At 72.7% G+C, this 15,657-nt stretch carries 16 protein-coding genes; 4 read left to right on the top strand and 12 right to left on the bottom strand.

Annotated elements, in window-relative coordinates:
* Positions 1-13 precede the first annotated feature (13 nt).
* Positions 14-652: a DedA family protein gene (locus ACZ4MH_RS22895; RefSeq protein ID WP_351599443.1), complete on the bottom strand. Its 639-nt coding sequence runs from the start codon at positions 650-652 to the stop codon at positions 14-16.
* A gap of 228 nt (positions 653-880) precedes the next feature.
* On the opposite strand from ACZ4MH_RS22895, the gene ACZ4MH_RS22890 reads away from it, so the two are divergent.
* Positions 881-1,477 (top strand): superoxide dismutase family protein, encoded by a 597-nt coding sequence (locus ACZ4MH_RS22890; protein WP_351599442.1) that lies wholly within the window; start codon positions 881-883, stop codon positions 1,475-1,477.
* Positions 1,478-1,557: 80 nt separating this feature from the next.
* Here ACZ4MH_RS22890 and ACZ4MH_RS22885 read toward each other — a convergent pair whose 3' ends face one another.
* The 3 genes from ACZ4MH_RS22885 to ACZ4MH_RS22875 all read right to left on the bottom strand — a co-directional run bounded on the left by ACZ4MH_RS22885 (position 1,558) and on the right by ACZ4MH_RS22875 (position 4,746).
* Positions 1,558-2,031 (bottom strand): DoxX family protein, encoded by a 474-nt coding sequence (locus ACZ4MH_RS22885; protein WP_351599441.1) that lies wholly within the window; start codon positions 2,029-2,031, stop codon positions 1,558-1,560.
* 180 nt (positions 2,032-2,211) lie between these two features.
* Entirely contained in the window at positions 2,212-3,912 is a 1,701-nt protein-coding gene (locus ACZ4MH_RS22880) for an alkaline phosphatase D family protein (protein ID WP_351599440.1), read from the bottom strand.
* 189 nt (positions 3,913-4,101) lie between these two features.
* Positions 4,102-4,746, bottom strand: a complete 645-nt coding sequence (locus ACZ4MH_RS22875) for an HNH endonuclease family protein (protein ID WP_351599439.1) — start codon at positions 4,744-4,746, stop codon at positions 4,102-4,104.
* Positions 4,747-4,908: 162 nt separating this feature from the next.
* On the opposite strand from ACZ4MH_RS22875, the gene ACZ4MH_RS22870 reads away from it, so the two are divergent.
* Together ACZ4MH_RS22870 and ACZ4MH_RS22865 are read left to right on the top strand one after the other, a co-directional pair.
* Positions 4,909-5,667 carry an ABC transporter permease gene (locus ACZ4MH_RS22870; RefSeq protein ID WP_351599438.1) on the top strand — a complete coding sequence of 253 codons (759 nt, stop codon included), beginning with the start codon at positions 4,909-4,911 and terminating at the stop codon, positions 5,665-5,667.
* 247 nt (positions 5,668-5,914) lie between these two features.
* The gene (locus tag ACZ4MH_RS22865) at positions 5,915-6,496 is read left to right on the top strand and encodes a TMEM165/GDT1 family protein (RefSeq protein ID WP_351599437.1); all 582 of its coding nucleotides are present in this window, start codon (positions 5,915-5,917) and stop codon (positions 6,494-6,496) included.
* 73 nt (positions 6,497-6,569) lie between these two features.
* Here the strand turns inward: ACZ4MH_RS22865 and ACZ4MH_RS22860 are convergent, their stop codons facing one another.
* Both ACZ4MH_RS22860 and ACZ4MH_RS22855 read right to left on the bottom strand, forming a co-directional pair.
* Entirely contained in the window at positions 6,570-7,232 is a 663-nt protein-coding gene (locus ACZ4MH_RS22860; protein WP_351599436.1) for an HAD-IA family hydrolase, read from the bottom strand.
* Between the two features lie 207 nt (positions 7,233-7,439).
* Positions 7,440-8,384 carry a peptidoglycan-binding domain-containing protein gene (locus tag ACZ4MH_RS22855; RefSeq protein ID WP_467754658.1) on the bottom strand — a complete coding sequence of 315 codons (945 nt, stop codon included), beginning with the start codon at positions 8,382-8,384 and terminating at the stop codon, positions 7,440-7,442.
* 216 nt (positions 8,385-8,600) lie between these two features.
* Here ACZ4MH_RS22855 and ACZ4MH_RS22850 point away from each other — a divergent pair, with 216 nt between their 5' ends.
* Complete coding sequence (locus tag ACZ4MH_RS22850; RefSeq protein ID WP_351599434.1) at positions 8,601-10,661, top strand: MDR family MFS transporter; 2,061 nt, start codon at positions 8,601-8,603, stop codon at positions 10,659-10,661.
* A gap of 31 nt (positions 10,662-10,692) precedes the next feature.
* Here ACZ4MH_RS22850 and ACZ4MH_RS22845 read toward each other — a convergent pair whose 3' ends face one another.
* The 6 genes from ACZ4MH_RS22845 to ACZ4MH_RS22820 form a co-directional block, all read right to left on the bottom strand.
* On the bottom strand, positions 10,693-11,199 hold the full coding sequence (locus tag ACZ4MH_RS22845) for a GNAT family N-acetyltransferase (RefSeq protein WP_351599433.1): 507 nt from the start codon (positions 11,197-11,199) through the stop codon (positions 10,693-10,695).
* 5 nt (positions 11,200-11,204) lie between these two features.
* Positions 11,205-11,531: an antibiotic biosynthesis monooxygenase family protein gene (locus tag ACZ4MH_RS22840; protein ID WP_351599432.1), complete on the bottom strand. Its 327-nt coding sequence runs from the start codon at positions 11,529-11,531 to the stop codon at positions 11,205-11,207.
* Positions 11,532-11,657: 126 nt separating this feature from the next.
* A complete protein-coding gene (gene proP / locus ACZ4MH_RS22835) occupies positions 11,658-12,998 on the bottom strand; it encodes a glycine betaine/L-proline transporter ProP (RefSeq protein ID WP_467754672.1) in 1,341 nt (446 codons plus the stop codon).
* Positions 12,999-13,466: 468 nt separating this feature from the next.
* On the bottom strand, positions 13,467-14,168 hold the full coding sequence (locus ACZ4MH_RS22830) for a hypothetical protein (RefSeq protein ID WP_351599430.1): 702 nt from the start codon (positions 14,166-14,168) through the stop codon (positions 13,467-13,469).
* A gap of 107 nt (positions 14,169-14,275) precedes the next feature.
* Positions 14,276-14,719 carry a DUF6114 domain-containing protein gene (locus ACZ4MH_RS22825; protein ID WP_351599429.1) on the bottom strand — a complete coding sequence of 148 codons (444 nt, stop codon included), beginning with the start codon at positions 14,717-14,719 and terminating at the stop codon, positions 14,276-14,278.
* The gene (locus ACZ4MH_RS22820; protein WP_351599428.1) at positions 14,710-15,330 is read right to left on the bottom strand and encodes a DUF6230 family protein; all 621 of its coding nucleotides are present in this window, start codon (positions 15,328-15,330) and stop codon (positions 14,710-14,712) included. Before ACZ4MH_RS22820 ends, ACZ4MH_RS22825 begins: the two co-directional genes overlap by 10 nt.
* Positions 15,331-15,657 lie beyond the last annotated feature (327 nt).

The following is a 15,657-nucleotide window of genomic DNA, read 5'->3' as shown; positions in this document are numbered from 1 at the left end:
CCGGCGCCGGACGTCAGCCCGAGTGTGCGGGCCGGCGCTCCGGGCGGCGCATCACGTACAGCGCGGCGGAGCCGGCGGCGAAGAGGGCGAGGAACGAGACCGCGGTGCTGAACCACGTGGCGCCCAGCAGGTGGCCCCCGAAGTAGCCCAGCGCCACGCTGTACGCCGCCCAGGCCACCCCGGCCACCATCGACCAGGGCAGGAACTCGCGGACCGTGCGGTGGGCGACGCCCGCGCCGAGGCTGACCACGGAGCGCCCGGCGGGCGCGAAGCGGGCCAGTACGACGATGGTCCCACCGCCCCGGGTGAGCGCGGTGCCGAGACGTTCCTGCGCGGCGGTCAGGCGGCGCGAGCGAGCGATGGCGCGGTCGAAGCGATCGCCGCCGCGCCAGGCCACCCGGTAGGCGGCCAGGTCGCCCAGTACCGAAGCGGTCGCGGCGCACAGGGCGAGCGCGAGCAGGTCCGGCAGGCCGGAGTCACCGCGCACCGGGGAGACGCCGACGGCGGCGGACCGGGTCCCGGCGGCCGTCGCGGCGGCGATCAGCAGCACGCCGCTCGGCAGGAAGGGCACGAAGACGTCGAGCAGTACACACAGCCCGACGATCAGATAAATCCACGGGGGATCGGCCAGCGCCCCCAGACTCTCCAGCACCTCATTACTCCAAGTCGTCCCCGGCCGCGACGTCGCATGGCAGCGGCAGGGGCGGCTTGTCGCTCGTACAGCTGTACAGCGTACGCCTGGGATGTCCGGAGATCGGAGCCAGGGGCCGCAGGTGTTGTCCGAATCACGCGTTTCCTGCCGGTGAGATCCCCTGCTGGGCTACACGGGGGATCCGGCGCGCGTCCGCGCGCCTACGGGGAGTGACAAGGAGGACGTGGGATGGCGGCAGGAATTCTGACGGGCGCGATGGCGGCACTGTTACTGGCGGCGCCGGTTGTTGCGGCGCCCGTGCACGGTGGCACACCCGGCGGCGGAGACCTCGTGGTGGGCAAGGACAGCCGGTTCACCCCGGTGTCGGAGTTCGACCCTTCCGACGCGGTGACGTACAACACGAAGAAGGTGCCGGCCAACGCGCGGATCATGGTCGCGCAGTGGAAGAACGAGCGCGGGATGACCATCCGGCTGAAGGTGCGGGGGCTTGAGCCGCATCGCACCTACGGTGCGCACGTCCACACCAAGCCGTGCGGTGAGAAGCCGGACGACTCCGGGCCGCACTACCAGAACCGGAAGGACCCGCATCAGCCGTCCACCGACCCGAAGTACGCCAATCCGGAGAACGAGGTGTGGCTGGACTTCACCACGGACTCCGACGGCGACGCCTCGATGGCGTCGAAGCACTCGTGGTGGTTCCGGCCGGGTGAGGCACGGTCCGTGGTGATCCACGACCACAAGACGCACACCGGGCAGGGGCACGCCGGCATGGCGGGCGACCGGCTGGGCTGCTTCTCGGTGCCGTTCAAGCACGCGGCGAGGTAGCGGGGCCGGGAACGACCTGAGGGCCGCCGGGACAGGCGGCCCTCAGGGCTGAGCGGAGAGTGGTGCTGCCGGGCGGCGGGTCAGGCGGCGCTGGGCTCCCGCCGGGGCGCGGCCGGAGCGGCGCTCTCGTCCCGGTCGCCGGGGCCGAAGAAGACGCGGTCCAGCGCCCAGGCGCCGGGGCCGGTGAAGACCAGCAGGAGGAAGGCCCAGCAGAACATCGCGGACGCCTCCCCGCCGTTCTGGATCGGCCACAGCGCCTCGCCCTGGTGGACGGAGAAGTATGCGTACGCCATGGAGCCGGAGCTGATCAGGGCGGCGGTGCGGGTGCCGAGGCCGAGCAGCACCAGGAGGCCGCCGACGAGCTGGATGACCGCGGCGTACCAGCCCGGCCAGGTACCGGTCGGGACGGTGCCGCCCTGGCCCATCGCGCCGCCGAGGACGCCGAAGAGCGAGGAGGCGCCGTGGCAGGCGAAGAGCAGGCCGGTGACGATGCGGAAGAGCGCCGTCGCGTGGGGGCGGGCGCGTTCGGTGAACGAGGGGAGAGGTGTGGACATGACAGGGACTCCTGCGGTTGGGGACGTAACCGAGAGACCTGAGGTTAGGCGTGCCTTATTGGTGCTTGCAACTTCAAGCGTTTGTTGTGCTTGGTCTGAACCTTTGCCGTGACCGTCACTTTGGTCCAGACCAGTGGACTCGTCAAGAGGGTGCGCAGTCCCCGGTCGCCGCCCGCCGGATCACGTCAGGGACCGCTCCAGTACGCGCTCCAGGCGTGCCGACCGTCGTCCGCTCGCGGCGTCCGTCGCCTCGCGGGCCTGGTCCAGGCTCAGCCGGGCGTCGCGGCCACGCAGGGTGAGGGTCATCAGCTGGTTGCCGAACCACGGGCCGCCGGTGCGGCGCCAGGACACCGGCGGCCGGCCGGCCCGCGCGTGCCGGGACAGCGCGCGTCCCAGCCACCGGCCCGCCCGGCTCCAGCCGAAGCGGAAGCCCACCCGCATCACCGCCGGGATGCTGTTGTGCACCGGCGAGCAGGTCAGCTGCAGGACGCGGCCCGCCGGGCCCGCCCCCTCGGGCCAGTGCGGCTCGGCCACGTACGCGTGATGCACGTCGCCGGACAGGACGCACACGGTGGCCGGCGCGGCCGGCCCGTCGGCGGCCTCCGAGATCAGGTCGGCCAGCGCCGCGAAGGACTCCGGGAAGGCGGCCCAGTGCTCCAGATCGGCCCGCTGGCGCAGCGCTTCACCGCGCCGCGCCCACCCCGGGCCGCGCGCGCCGCGGCACAGCGCCGCGTTCCAGACTTCCGCGTCGTGCACCAGGTGGGGCAGCAGCCACGGCAGCGAACTCCCGATCAGCAGGTGGTCGTAGCTGCCGGGTCCGTCCAGCACCTCCTGCCGCACCCACTTCGCCTCTTCCGCGTCGAGCATCGCCCGGCCGCCCTCCTCCAGGACGCGGGTGGCGCGCGTGTCGACCATGACCAGGCGTACCCGCCCGAAGTCGCGCCGGTAGCTCCAGCGCGCGCAGGTCGGGTCGGCGTCCGCCGCCGCGGCGAAGTCCCGTACGAGCGCGGTGCCGTCCGCCGCCGCCCGCACCCGGGCGTACAGCTCGTCGCGCGCGAGGTCGGCGGGGGAGAGGTTCCCCAGGTGCTGGTGGACCCAGTACGACATCAGGCCGCCGAGGATCCGGTCGCGCCACCACGGGGTCGCGCGCATCCGGGTCAGCCAGGCGGCCGAGGTGTTCCAGTCGTCGATCACGTCGTGGTCGTCGAAGATCATGCAGCTGGGGACCGTGGAGAGCAGCCAGCGCACCTCCGGGTCCAGCCAGGACTCGTCGTAGAGGTGGGTGTACTCCTCGTAGTCCGCCACCTGCGTCCACGGCGGGCGCGCGGTGTCGCGGCGGCGGGCCAGCAGCGCCGCGGTCGCCTCCGAGGTCTGGTCGGCGTAGACCTGGTCGCCCAGGAGCAGCAGCACGTCGGGGCGGGGACGGGCCGGATCGCGGGCCAGCGTGGCGGCGAGGGTGTCCAGTGCGTCGGGGCCCGCCGGGTCGTGGTGCTCGCCCGGCACGCCCGGCACCGCGGCCAGGTGGCTCTTGCCGCCCGAGGGCGGCGCGGCCCAGCGGCAGGAGCCGAACGCCACGGAGAGCGGGCCGCGCCCCTCGGCGGGCAGGGTGCGGATGACGGAGGGCGGGTACGGGCTGTCCGGCAGCGGCCAGACCTGCTCCCCGTCCAGCAGGACCCGGTACGGCGTCTCCTCGCCCGGCGCCAGGCCCTCGACGGGCACCAGCGCGTAGTGGTGCCCGGCGACCTGCCAGGTGCGGTCCGCGCCGGTGACGCCGCTGCCGCACGCCACGGTCACCTCGCAGGGCGCCGCGGTCTTCACCCACACCGTCGCGCTGTCCTCGTCCACGTAGCGCAGCAGCGGTCCGAGCCGCAGTCCGGTCATCGCGGTCCTCCCTCGCGCGGGCCGGTGTGCCCGCACCCCGTACGGACGGCCGCCCGCACTCGGCTCCGAGGATAGGAGCACCCCGCTTCAGGGGCGGCGGCCGGAGGGAGGTCGGGCGGCTCCGCCGGGCATGGGGATGGAGGGCGGAGCCGCCCGGTCGGTGGTGGCCGCGGGTCGGCGGCCGCCCGGTCAGCAGCCGTCGAGGATCTTCTTCAGCGCGGCCTTCTCCGCGGAGTCGGCGGTCATGCCGTACTCGTGCTTGACCCATACCCACATCCGCGCGTACTCGCAGTGGTAAGAGGTCTTCGACGGCAGCCACTCGGCCGGGTCCTGGTCGCCCTTCTCCTGGTTCACGTTGTCGGTGACCGCGATGAGCTGGGAGTGCGTGAGGTCGTTGGCGAGCTGTTCGCGGCGGTCGGTGGTCCAGTCGGCGGCGCCGGACTTCCACGCCTCGGAGAGCGGTACGACGTGGTCGATGTCGACGTCCGAGGACTGCGTCCAGGTCGCGCCGTCGTAGGGGGAGGTCCAGCTGCCGCTCACCGCGGCGCAGCTGCCGTCCGTCTCGACGTCCTTGCCGTCGCGCTTGAGGACGACCTCACGGGTGTTGCAGCTGCCGCCCTGGTCGCTCCAGTGCGGGAACTTGTCGCGGCTGTAGCCGTCCTGCGGGCCCTCGGCCTGTTCCTTGATCTCGGCGAGGTACGTACGGGCGGTGGCGGCGCTCGGCGGCGCGGGCGGCGCGGCCTGGGCGGACTGGCCGTTGAGCAGCAGTGTGCAGACGAGGGCCGCGGCCGAACCGGCGGCGAGGGATGCGCGACGCGCGTAGACCTTGGACATCGGAACTCCCGTTGATGTGGGGGGACAAGGGAAGTCGTGCGGGTTCCAGGTAACAGAGTGGCGACATGCCCACGTCAGATCAAGAGGTGACGCGCCGCCAGCACGCGCCGAACATGCGTCCGTTGACCGTGCCGGCCGGCCCGGAGTCCTTAAGGTGATCGTGTGCTGCTGCCGGTCAACGTCACCCTCGCGGTCGTGCTCGGGGTGCTGCTCGTCGCCGCCGTGACGGTCGCCGCGCTGTGCCGGCTGGACCACGCCCGGGACATCGCCGTCGCGGGCCTGCGCGCCGCCGCCCAGCTCGCCGCCGTCTCCTTCCTCATCGGCTGGGTGGTGCGCGCGGCCCCGCTGCTGGTCTGCTTCCTGCTGCTGATGTTCCTGGTCGCGGTGCGGACGGCGGGCCGCCGGATCACCCCCAACCGCACGTGGTGGTGGGCCGCGGCGCCGATCGCCGCGGGCGTGCTGCCGGTGGTCGCCGTGCTGCTGCTGACCGGCCTGGTGCCGCCCCGCGGGGTCACCCTCATCCCGGTGACCGGCATCCTCATCGGCGGGGCGCTCACGGCGACGGTACTGAGCGGGCGGCGCGCGCTGGACGAGCTGGAGTCCCGGCGCGGCGAGGTGGAGGCGGGCCTGGCGCTGGGGCTGCTCGACCGGGAGGCGCGGATGGAGGTGGCCCGGCCGGTCGCCTCCGAGGCGCTGCTGCCGGGCCTCGACCAGACCCGGACGGTGGGGCTGGTCACACTGCCGGGCGCGTTCGTCGGCATGCTGCTGGGCGGCGCTTCACCCGTTCAGGCCGGTGCGGTGCAGCTGTTCGTCCTGGTGGCGCTGCTGGCCGTGCAGGCGGTCGCGGTATCGGTGGTACTGGAGCTGGTCGCCCGCGGGCGGCTGCACCGCGTACGCTTGGTCCCAGCAGAAGGGGAGTAGCTCTTCGCCGGACCGTCGACATACTGCGGTCCCACCCGTCGCCCGACCACCACCCCTGGTGGAGCGTGCTTCGCACGCGCGCGATGGATGGACCCGCCGGCGCCCGGAGCGTACGGATCGGATCCGCGGGATCGTTTCCGTACGCCAGCGAGACCTTCGGCCGCAGTGTCCGACGCTGCCGTGCCGAAGCGACCCCTCTTCCCGGGCCCCTTTCGGTGCGGCCCTATCGAACGAGGTATTCCACCCCGTGTTCAGCTTTTCCGTCGCAGCCGTCGTCTTCGGCGTCGTCTTCCTCGCCGAGCTGCCCGACAAGACCGCACTGGCCGGGCTGATGCTCGGCACCCGCTACCGCGCGTCGTACGTGTTCGTCGGCGTCGCGGCGGCCTTCCTGGTGCACGTCGCGCTCGCCATCGCCGCGGGCAGCGTGCTTACCCTGCTGCCGCACCGCCTGGTCCAGGGCATCGTCGGCGTGCTCTTCCTGGCGGGCGCCGCCGTGCTGCTGTTCAAGAAGGACGACGACGAGGAAGAGGTCAAGAAGCCCGCCGACCAGAGCTTCTGGAAGGTCTCCGGGGCCGGCTTCATGATGATCCTGGTCGCCGAGTTCGGTGACCTCACGCAGATCATGACGGCGAACCTCGCGGCCCGCTACAGCGATCCCGTCTCCGTCGGCGTCGGTGCCGTGCTCGCCCTGTGGGCGGTGGCCGCGCTCGGCATCCTGGGCGGCCGCACGCTGATGCGGTTCGTCCCCCTGAAGCTCATCACGAAGATCGCGGCCTGCGTGATGATCGTGCTCGCGGGCTTCAGCCTGTACGAGGCGATCGCGGGCTGAGCGCGCCGTGACAGCGTCGAGGGGCGCCACCCGGCCGGGTGGCGCCCCTCGTGGTTCCTGGTCGCTCGCGCCCTCAGACGGCGAAGTGCAGCCGCACGCCGCCCTCGGGCAGTACCTCGACGCGTACCTGCGTCAGGTCGTCCACCTGCACCGTCGGCGCGAAGGCCGCGGCCCGCTCGCCCACGCCGGCGACCCGCATCCCGGCGGCCTGGCCGGCCCGGATGCCCGCCTCGGAGTCCTCGAAGACGAGGCAGTCCTCGGGGGCGAAGCCCAGCTCGGCGGCGCCCTTGAGGAAGCCCTCCGGGTCCGGCTTGCTCGCGCTCACCGATTCAGCGGTGATCCGTACGGCCGGCATCGCCAGCCCGGCGGCGCCCATCCGGGCGTCGGCCAGCGGGACGCTCGCGGAGGTCACCAGGGCGTGCGGCACGCCGTCGAGCGCGGCCATGAAGGCGGGCGCGCCCGGTACCGGTACGACGCCGTCGGTGTCCGCGGTCTCCTGTGCCAGCATCCGCCGGTTGTCCTCGTGGTTCTGCTCCATCGGGCGGTCGGGGAGGAGCGCGGCCATGGTGGCCCAGCCCTGGCGGCCGTGCACGACCTTCAGCACGTCCTCGGCGGCCATGCCCTGCTCGGCGGCCCAGCGGCGCCAGCAGCGCTCGACGACGGCCTCGGAGTTGACGATGGTGCTGTCCATGTCGAGCAGCAGCGCGCGGGCGGTGAGCGTGCGGGGTGCCGTCATGGCGGGCTCCTCGGCTGGAGGGCTGAAGTGGTGCGAGAACGAGAGCGACGCGAGAACAAGAGCGGCTCCGCCCGCCGGTCAGGGAAAACGGGCGGAACCACTTTGTTCATCCACGATACAAAGCGCTGCCGCCATACGCCAGGCCCCCCTGGCCGAAGGACCAAGGGGGCGAAGTGGTACGGAGCGGAAAAGGGCCGGTCAGAGGCGTCAGGGCCGGGCCGTGCGCGACTCCAGTGAGGCACGGGTCACGGGGCCGTAGACGCCGTACGGATCGCCGGTCCCGCCGTACGCCCGCTGGTAACGGGCCACGGAGGCGGTCACCCCGGCGTCGTACCGGCCGTCCGCGGCGCCGGCGTACAGGGCCAGCTGCGCCAGCCGCCGCTGCAGCTCGACGACCTCCGGGCCGTTCGCGCCCTCGGACAGCAGGGCCGCGTCGACGGTCCGCGCACCGGGCAGCCGGGCGGCCGAGCGGGAGGCCGCGGCCGGGGCGGTCGGCCGGGCCCGCGCGGCTTCCCCGGCTTCCCCGGCCTCCTCGGTGGGCAGGTCGGCGCTGGAGCGTCCGCCGAGGTCGGGCAGCGCCTGACCCGTCCCGCCCGCGGGCCGCAGCTCACCGCCGAAGAGCGCCGCGCAGACCGAACCGGCCGCCGCGGTGACCACGAGCCCGGCCAGCAGCGCGGACCGGCCGTGCCGCCGGGGCGCGGGCGGAACCGTCTGCCCGCCCGCCCGCCCCATGACGGGAGCGGCCTCCGGCGGCGGGTCCATGAACGCCACCGGACCCACGACGGGGAGCGCGGCGCGCCGCCGGTCGGGCGTCTCCCCGGAGTACGGCTCCGGGACCGGCTCATCGGCCTGGGTGGCGTACGGCTCGGGGGCCGGCAGCGAGGAGTACGGCGGCGGCGCGTACGGCGGCCGCTCCACCCGGACGTACGAAGGCGGCGGGAACGCCGGCGGACCGTAGGCCCGCACCGTGAACGCGCGCGGCCTGCGGGGCGGGTCCGGCGGATCGTCCGGGTCGGGCGCGTCCGGCAGCGTGACGTACGGCCGGATGTGCAGGGGGTCGAAATCCGGCGCCACCGCCTGCTCGCACCGGCAGCCGGGGCGGCCGTCGGTCCGAGCGGGGGCTAAGCAGGTCGGGCAGTTCCTGGCCTCCACGTACGGGTCCCCTCCCTCGTCGTCGGCTGCGATTATCCAGACGCCGCCGCCTCCTGCACAGGGCGCCCGGACGTGAACAAGTGGAGTCCAACACATCGCCCGACGGGCCATAGCGGGGCAAAATGATCCGGACGGGGAGTGCGGCTCCGCTCCCCGGCCGCGGCCGGGCCCGCCCGTGTCCGCCCGCCGCCGCGGTTCCGACGTAAGGAGACGTCCATGGCGCAGGACACCAGCGCTCCCGCCGTCCCCGCCGAGGACCGGCCGCAGCGGACCGTCCTGGTGGCGATCGGCGCGCTGCTGCTCGGCATGCTGATCGCGGCGCTCGACCAGACCATCGTCGCCACCGCGCTGCCCACGATCGTCAGCGAGCTCGGCGGCCTGGACCACCTCTCCTGGGTGGTCACCGCCTACCTCCTGGCCTCCACGGCGGCCACCCCGCTGTGGGGCAAGCTCGGCGACCAGTACGGCCGCAAGAAACTCTTCCAGACCGCCATCGTCATCTTCCTCATCGGCTCCGTGCTGTGCGGCATCGCGCAGAACATGCCGCAGCTCATCGCCTTCCGCGCCGTCCAGGGCCTGGGCGGCGGCGGCCTCATGGTGCTGTCGATGGCGATCGTCGGCGACATCGTGCCGCCCCGCGAGCGCGGCAAGTACCAGGGACTGTTCGGCGCGGTCTTCGGCGGGACGAGCGTCCTCGGGCCGCTCCTCGGCGGCCTCTTCGTCGACCATCTCACCTGGCGCTGGGTCTTCTACATCAACCTGCCCATCGGCGCGGTCGCGCTCATCGTCATCGCCGCCGTGCTGCACATCCCGTCGAGCCGCACCCCGCACCGCATCGACTACCCCGGCACGGTCCTGATCGCCGCGGTCGCCGCCTGCTTCGTGCTGATGACCTCGCTCGGCGGCGTCAGCTACCCGTGGGGCTCCTGGCAGATCATCGGCCTCGGCGTGCTCGGCGTGCTGCTCCTCGGCGCCTTCGTACTGGTCGAACGCAGGGCAGCCGAGCCCGTGCTGCCGCTGCGCCTCTTCACGATCCGCACCTTCGCGCTCACCTCGGCCATCGGCTTCGTCATCGGCTTCGCGATGTTCGGCGCGATGACCTACCTGCCGACGTTCCTCCAGGTCGTCCACCGCGTCTCGCCGACCATGTCCGGCGTGCACATGCTGCCGATGGTGGTCGGCATGCTGCTCTCCTCCACGGTCTCGGGCCAGCTCGTCAGCCGTACGGGGCGCTACAAGGTCTTCCCGATCGCCGGCACCGCGGTCACCGCCGTGGGCCTGCTCCTCCTGCACCAGCTCGACCGGGCCAGCAGCGTCGCGGAGATGAGCGGGTACTTCTTCGTCTTCGGCCTCGGGCTCGGCCTGGTCATGCAGGTCCTCGTGCTCATCGTGCAGAACGCCGTCCCGTACGCCGACCTGGGCGTGGCCACCTCTGGCGCGACCTTCTTCCGCTCGATCGGCGCGTCCTTCGGCGTCTCGATCTTCGGCACGGTCTTCGCCAACATGCTGGGCCCGCGGATCGCCGACGCGCTCGCCGGCCGCCGGCTGCCGCCCGGCGTGGACCCGGGCACGCTGGCCGAGGACCCCCGCTCGGTCGCGAAGCTGCCGCCCGGCCAGGCGTCCGGCGTGCTGGACGCCTACTCGTCGTCGATCACCGACGTCTTCCTGTACGCGGTGCCCGTCGTGCTGCTGGCCTTCGCGCTGGCCTGGCTGCTCAAGGAGGAGCCGCTGCGGGGCTCGGTCACCGCGCCGGACACCACCGAGGTGCTCTCCTCGAACCCGGTCGAACGGTCCTCGCGCGACGAATGCGCCCGCGCGCTCACCAAGCTGGGCTGCCTGGAAGGCCGCAAGAAGCTGTACCAGTCGATCACCGCGCGCGCCGGGTACGACCTGAAACCGGCGGCGAGCTGGATGGCGCTGCGGATGAACCGCTACGGCTCGGTGGAGCCCGCGCTGCTCGCCGAGCGCAGCGCCGTACCGCTCGGCGTGATCTCGGAGGCGTCCCGGCAGCTGGAGGAGCGGGGGCTCGCGGAGCGGCACGGGATGCCGATGGTGCTCACCGAGGCGGGGCAGCGGGTCGCGAGCCGGCTCGCGGCCGCCCGCCAGGAAGCGCTGGCCGAGCTGCTCGGCGACTGGTGGACCAAGGACCGCCCCACCGACCTGACCGAACTCGTCCAGCAGCTGACCGCCGAGATGGGCGGCTCGGACGGCGAGCGCCCGCACGACGGCGACGACGCACGCCTCCAGCGCCGCACGACGGGGGCCGGCCCGGCCTGATCCCCGGCCCGCCCTGACCCTCGTTCCGCCCTCAGTCCAGCCGCTTCTCGAACCAGATCTGCGCGTACGGACCCTCGTTGTACGCCGGTATCTCCACGAACCCCGACCGCCGGTAGAAGGCGATCGCCTCCACCAGGTCGAGGCGCGTGTCGAGGCGGACGCGCCGGGCGCCGAGCCCGCGCGCGGCGGCCTCCGCGGCGGCCAGCAGCGCGCCGCTGCCCCCGCTGCCGCGCAGCTCGGGCCGGACGTACATGCGCTTGAGCTCGGCCGTGCCCGGAGCCAGCAGCCGTACGCCGGCGCAGCCGCCCGGCTCGTCGCCGTACCGGGCCATCAGGAAGGCCCCGGCGGGCGGCGTCAGGTCCTCGACCGGGTCCTCGGCGACGGCCCGGTCCAGCTCCTCGTCGGTGGCAGGGCGGCGGTACCAGCGGGACGCCACCTCGGCGAGGTAGGCCCGCAGGAGGGCGGCGGCCCCGGACGAGGCGACCGGCTCCTCGCCGACCGTCCACGCCCGGCGGCCGGTCGCGCAATCCCCCGTCACGCGGCTCAGCCCTGCTTCGGGGCGGCCTGCTGGACGACCTCGAACGACCACACGGTGGAGCCGGAAGCGGCCGGCTTCGGACGCTCGCCACCCTCGCCGCCGCCCTGGTGCGCGGCCTTCATCGGGCCCTCCATCCACGCCTGGAAGGACTCCTCGTCACGCCAGCGGGTGTACACGAGGTACTGGTCGGTGCCCTCCACCGGGCGCAGCAGCTCGAACCACTCGAAGCCGTCCGAGGACTCCACGGCACCGGCCCGGGCGCCGAAGCGCTTCTCCAGCACCTCCCGCTGCTCCTCGGGGACGGTCAGCACATTGATCTTCACGATGCTCATGCCGTCATCCTGCCGCATCGCCCCACGCGACCCCCGGGCGCCCCACGGGCGGACGCGCCCACGACGGAGCCCCCTGCCGGGGCGGTAGGGGGCTCCGTCGTGCAGTCGGTGCGGGCGGTGGCGGGGTCAGGCCGCTGTGCGCAGTTCGCGGGCCTCGGCCTCGCTGGCCACCGCGGGCTTGGAGCCGGGCAGCGGGCGGCCGGCGCTCTCGGTCATCTTCCACACCGCGATACCGCCGATGACGCCGGCGGCCATCATGTAGTACGCGGGCATCATCTTGTCGCCGGTCGCGCTGATCAGGGCCGTCACGACCAGCGGGGTCGTGCCGCCGAAGAGCGAGACGGAGATGTTGAAGCCGATCGAGAGGGAGCCGTAGCGGACCTTCGTGGGGAAGAGCGCGGGGAGCGTGGACGGCATCGTCGAGGTGAAGCAGACCAGCAGCAGGCCGAGCGCGGCCATGCCCAGGCCGATCGCGGCCAGCGAGCCCTGGCGGATCAGCAGCAGCGCCGGGATGGAGAGGACGAAGAATCCGACGCAGCCGGCGGCGATGACCGGGCGGCGGCCGAAGCGGTCGGAGGCCCGGCCCGCGAACGGCTGGACGCACATCATCACGGCCATCACGGCCAGTACGACCAGCAGGCCGTGCGTCTCGTCGTACTTCAGCTCCGAGGTCAGGTAGCTGGGCATGTACGACAGCAGCATGTAGTCCGTGACGTTGAAGACCAGGACCAGGCCGATGCAGAGCAGCATCGCGCGCCACTGGCCGAAGACCATGTCGCGGATGCCGGTCTTCTTCTCGGCGGCGCGGCGCTCCTTCTCCTGCTCCGCGGCCTCCTTCTCCATCTCCGCGAAGGCCGGGGTCTCCTCCAGGCGCATCCGCAGGTACAGGCCGATGATGCCCATCGGGCCCGCGATCAGGAACGGGATCCGCCAGCCCCAGGAGAGCAGGTCGTCGTGGCTGAGCAGCGCGGTCATCAGCGTGACCAGGCCGGCGCCGCCGATGTAGCCGGCCAGCGTGCCGAACTCCAGCCAGCTGCCGAGGAAGCCGCGCTTCTTGTCGGGCGAGTACTCGGCGATGAAGGTCGAGGCGCCGCCGTACTCACCGCCGGTGGAGAAGCCCTGCACCAGGCGGGCGATCAGCAGCAGGATCGGGGCCCCGACGCCGATGGCGGAGTACGAGGGGATCAGGCCGATCGCGAAGGTGCCGATCGCCATCATGATCATGGTGATGGCGAGGACCTTCTGGCGTCCGATACGGTCGCCGAGCGGACCGAAGACCATGCCGCCGATGGGCCGCACGAGGAAGGCCGCCGCGAACGCTCCGAACGTCGACAGCAACTGCGCGGTCGGATTCCCGGACGGGAAGAACACCTGTCCGAGGGTGACCGCGATGTAGCTGTAGACGCCGAAGTCGAACCACTCCATCGCGTTACCGAGCGCGGCCGCCGAGACGGCCCGTTTCGCCATGGCCGGGTCGACGACCGTGGCGCCGTGCGCCGACGTGCTGGACGGACTCTTCGTACGGGTACGGGGACCGGGTGCGACGGAAGTGTGCGTCGGCACGTGTTCGCTCGCCTGCGCTCTCTGGGACGACTGCAAAACAATCGCCCGCCGGGCCACCGACGGGCGAACACCGACCATAGGGGCAGATCGGATCGTCACGGAGTGTGCACAGTTGCATAAGGGAATGCAGGAAAACCGCCTCATTGCAGGGCCGACGTCGGCGGCAAACCGGACACCGGGAAAGTATGCCTGTGATCCTTGTCGCTGCGATCCGGCGGAACTGGGGCCTCTCGTGTGGCCTGGCGCACGTGGACGGCGCGGTACTCCGGTGAGCACCGCGCCGTCGGATCGTCGCCCGTCCAGCATCCGCCCGGCGGCCGTGCCGCGCCACTCGGACGATATGCGGGCCGGCCGGTCACCCGGTCAGGGGTGTCAGCCGGTGACGGTGATCTGCGCGGCCGGGTCGGTGGTGTCCGACACCGTATAGGTGGCGCCGAACGTCGAGGTGGTCGCGCTGGTCGGGCAGCCGAAACCGCCGGTGACGGTCACCGGGACCGAGGCGCCGGAGAAGGTGAGCGTGGACGGCGCGCCGTTGGTCCACGTGCCGTTGACGGTGGCGGGGCCGCCGGGCGCCGCCGTGACCGTACAGGTGGCGAGGCCGCTGGTCTTCACGACGACGCCGCCCTGGGGGATGTTCATGGCCGCGGTGCTGGGCGCGCCGTTCTGCATGGCCACGCCCCAGGTGCCGCTGGTGGTGACGGTGGCGCTGACGCCCGCCATGCTCGTCGTGCAGGAGCTGTACGTCGGGGCGGTGATCGTACTGGCCACCGCGCCCGCGTCGTTGTGATTCGCCGGCGCGTCCGGGACCTTGCCGGTGGCGTTCGAGACCGTACAGGTCACGGTCACCGAACCGGCCTTGAAGGTGGCCTTGCCGCTGAGCTTCGCGGCGAAGGCGTGCCCTGCGGGGGTGACGGTGGTGGAGCCGGCCGCGATTCCGGGTGCGGCGGGCGCCGCCGCGGTCGCGGTACCGGCGGCGGACAGGCACAGCGCGCCGGCCGCCGCGATGCCGGTGGCGGTGGCGAGCAGGGTGCGGGCGTGCGGACGGGCGTACGTGCGGGATCTGAGGTGCCTCATCGGGGGGAGCTCCTTCACGGTTGCCGTTGCGGGTGAACGTGCGGTTACCGGTGCGGAGGTGCGGGGGGTGGGTCGGTGGAGGGGCCGGGGGCGACGGGCTCCGCGGCTCACGGAGCGGTCGGCGCGGCCGGGGCGCCGGGCAGCGGATCAGCGGCGGCGGGCAGGGGCTGCCACGCGAACATCAGGGCGCCGCCGAGGATGCCGATCAGGGTGCCGATGAGGAAGCCGCCGAGGTTGGACATGACCAGCGCGGCGGCCGCCATCAGGACGGTCAGTACGCCTGCCGGGCCGCGGTACTGCGGCGTGAACCAGGCCGTCAGGCCCATGACGATCATCACCAGCCCCATCAGCACGGACGGGACGCCGGCGATGCCCTGCTGCAGCATGATCTTCAGCGGGGCCAGCGGGATCGCGCAGATCTCGGCGCCCGCCAGGACGGTGGCCAGGCCGCCCCAGAAGGGACGCCCCTTGCGCCAGCGCCACCAGGCGGAGCGCGGCCGCGCCGCGCCGTCGGCCGACTGCCGGGCCGCCGGTCGCCGGGTCAGAAGCATTCCTTCTTGCCCTTGCTGATCTTCATGCTCAGGCCGGAGAGCTTGAAGGTGCCCGCGTTGGTCGCCCAGGCGGTCTGCTTCAGGCCGGTGATGTGCACGTCGTCGGCCTGCTGGGAGAACGCGTCCTGCATGCCCTGCGCGTCGGCCGGCCCCTTGTCCAGCGTCGAGGCGTCCCGGCCGATCTCGATGTTGTGGAAGGACGCGTTGCCGGAGAGCTGGGTGGCGTCCACGTAGAGGTTCTCGGCCTCGACGGGCTTGCCGCCCGTGCCCGCTGTCAGGTTGAGCGAGATGTTGCCCAGTACGGGCAGCTTGGTGACCACCGACTGGCAGAGGTCGTTCAGTTCCGCCTTCTTGATGGCCGTCACCGCGACCGGCAGCAGCTCGCCGCGGGCGTTCGCGTCCACGCTGCCGTACTGCGCGAAGCCGTCCCCGTCGAGGCTGCTCGCCGAGACCTTGAACTGCTGGCCGGATACGGCGAAGGACGCCGCCAGCGCCCCGTTGGCCAGCGCGATGGCCAGGGCCGCCGTGCCCGCGAAGGCCGGGACGGCGAGCACGGCGAACTTCCGTGCGCTGACGCGTCCCGTGACCGGTCTGCCGTGTGCGTCTTTCATGGCTGCTGTCCCCTTCGATGCGTGCGTGATCGATGAGTGGGGGGAGAAGAGCGAGGCGCGTGGGGGTGGGGCGAGCGCGGGGGTCGGGCCGCGCGCCGGGTGTTACCGCCGGTGTTACTGGCGAGTTGAGTTGAATGTAAGTGCGCCAGTAGGTGTTGGCAAGGTTGCGCGTCAGGTGGTTTTCCGCCAAATGGCAGCCTCGGTAAGTACGAAAAGAAGGGCGGTGGGGGGGGGGGGGGGGGGGGGGGAGCAACTGTGGGGGGGGGGGGGGGGCCCTCTCTTGCCCCCCCCCCCCTTCCCCCCCTTCTCCCCACCCCACCCACCCAC

The sequence above is a fragment of the Streptomyces sp. NPDC026301 genome (assembly GCF_055567935.1).
This window is presented reverse-complemented; position numbering and strand designations above follow the sequence as displayed.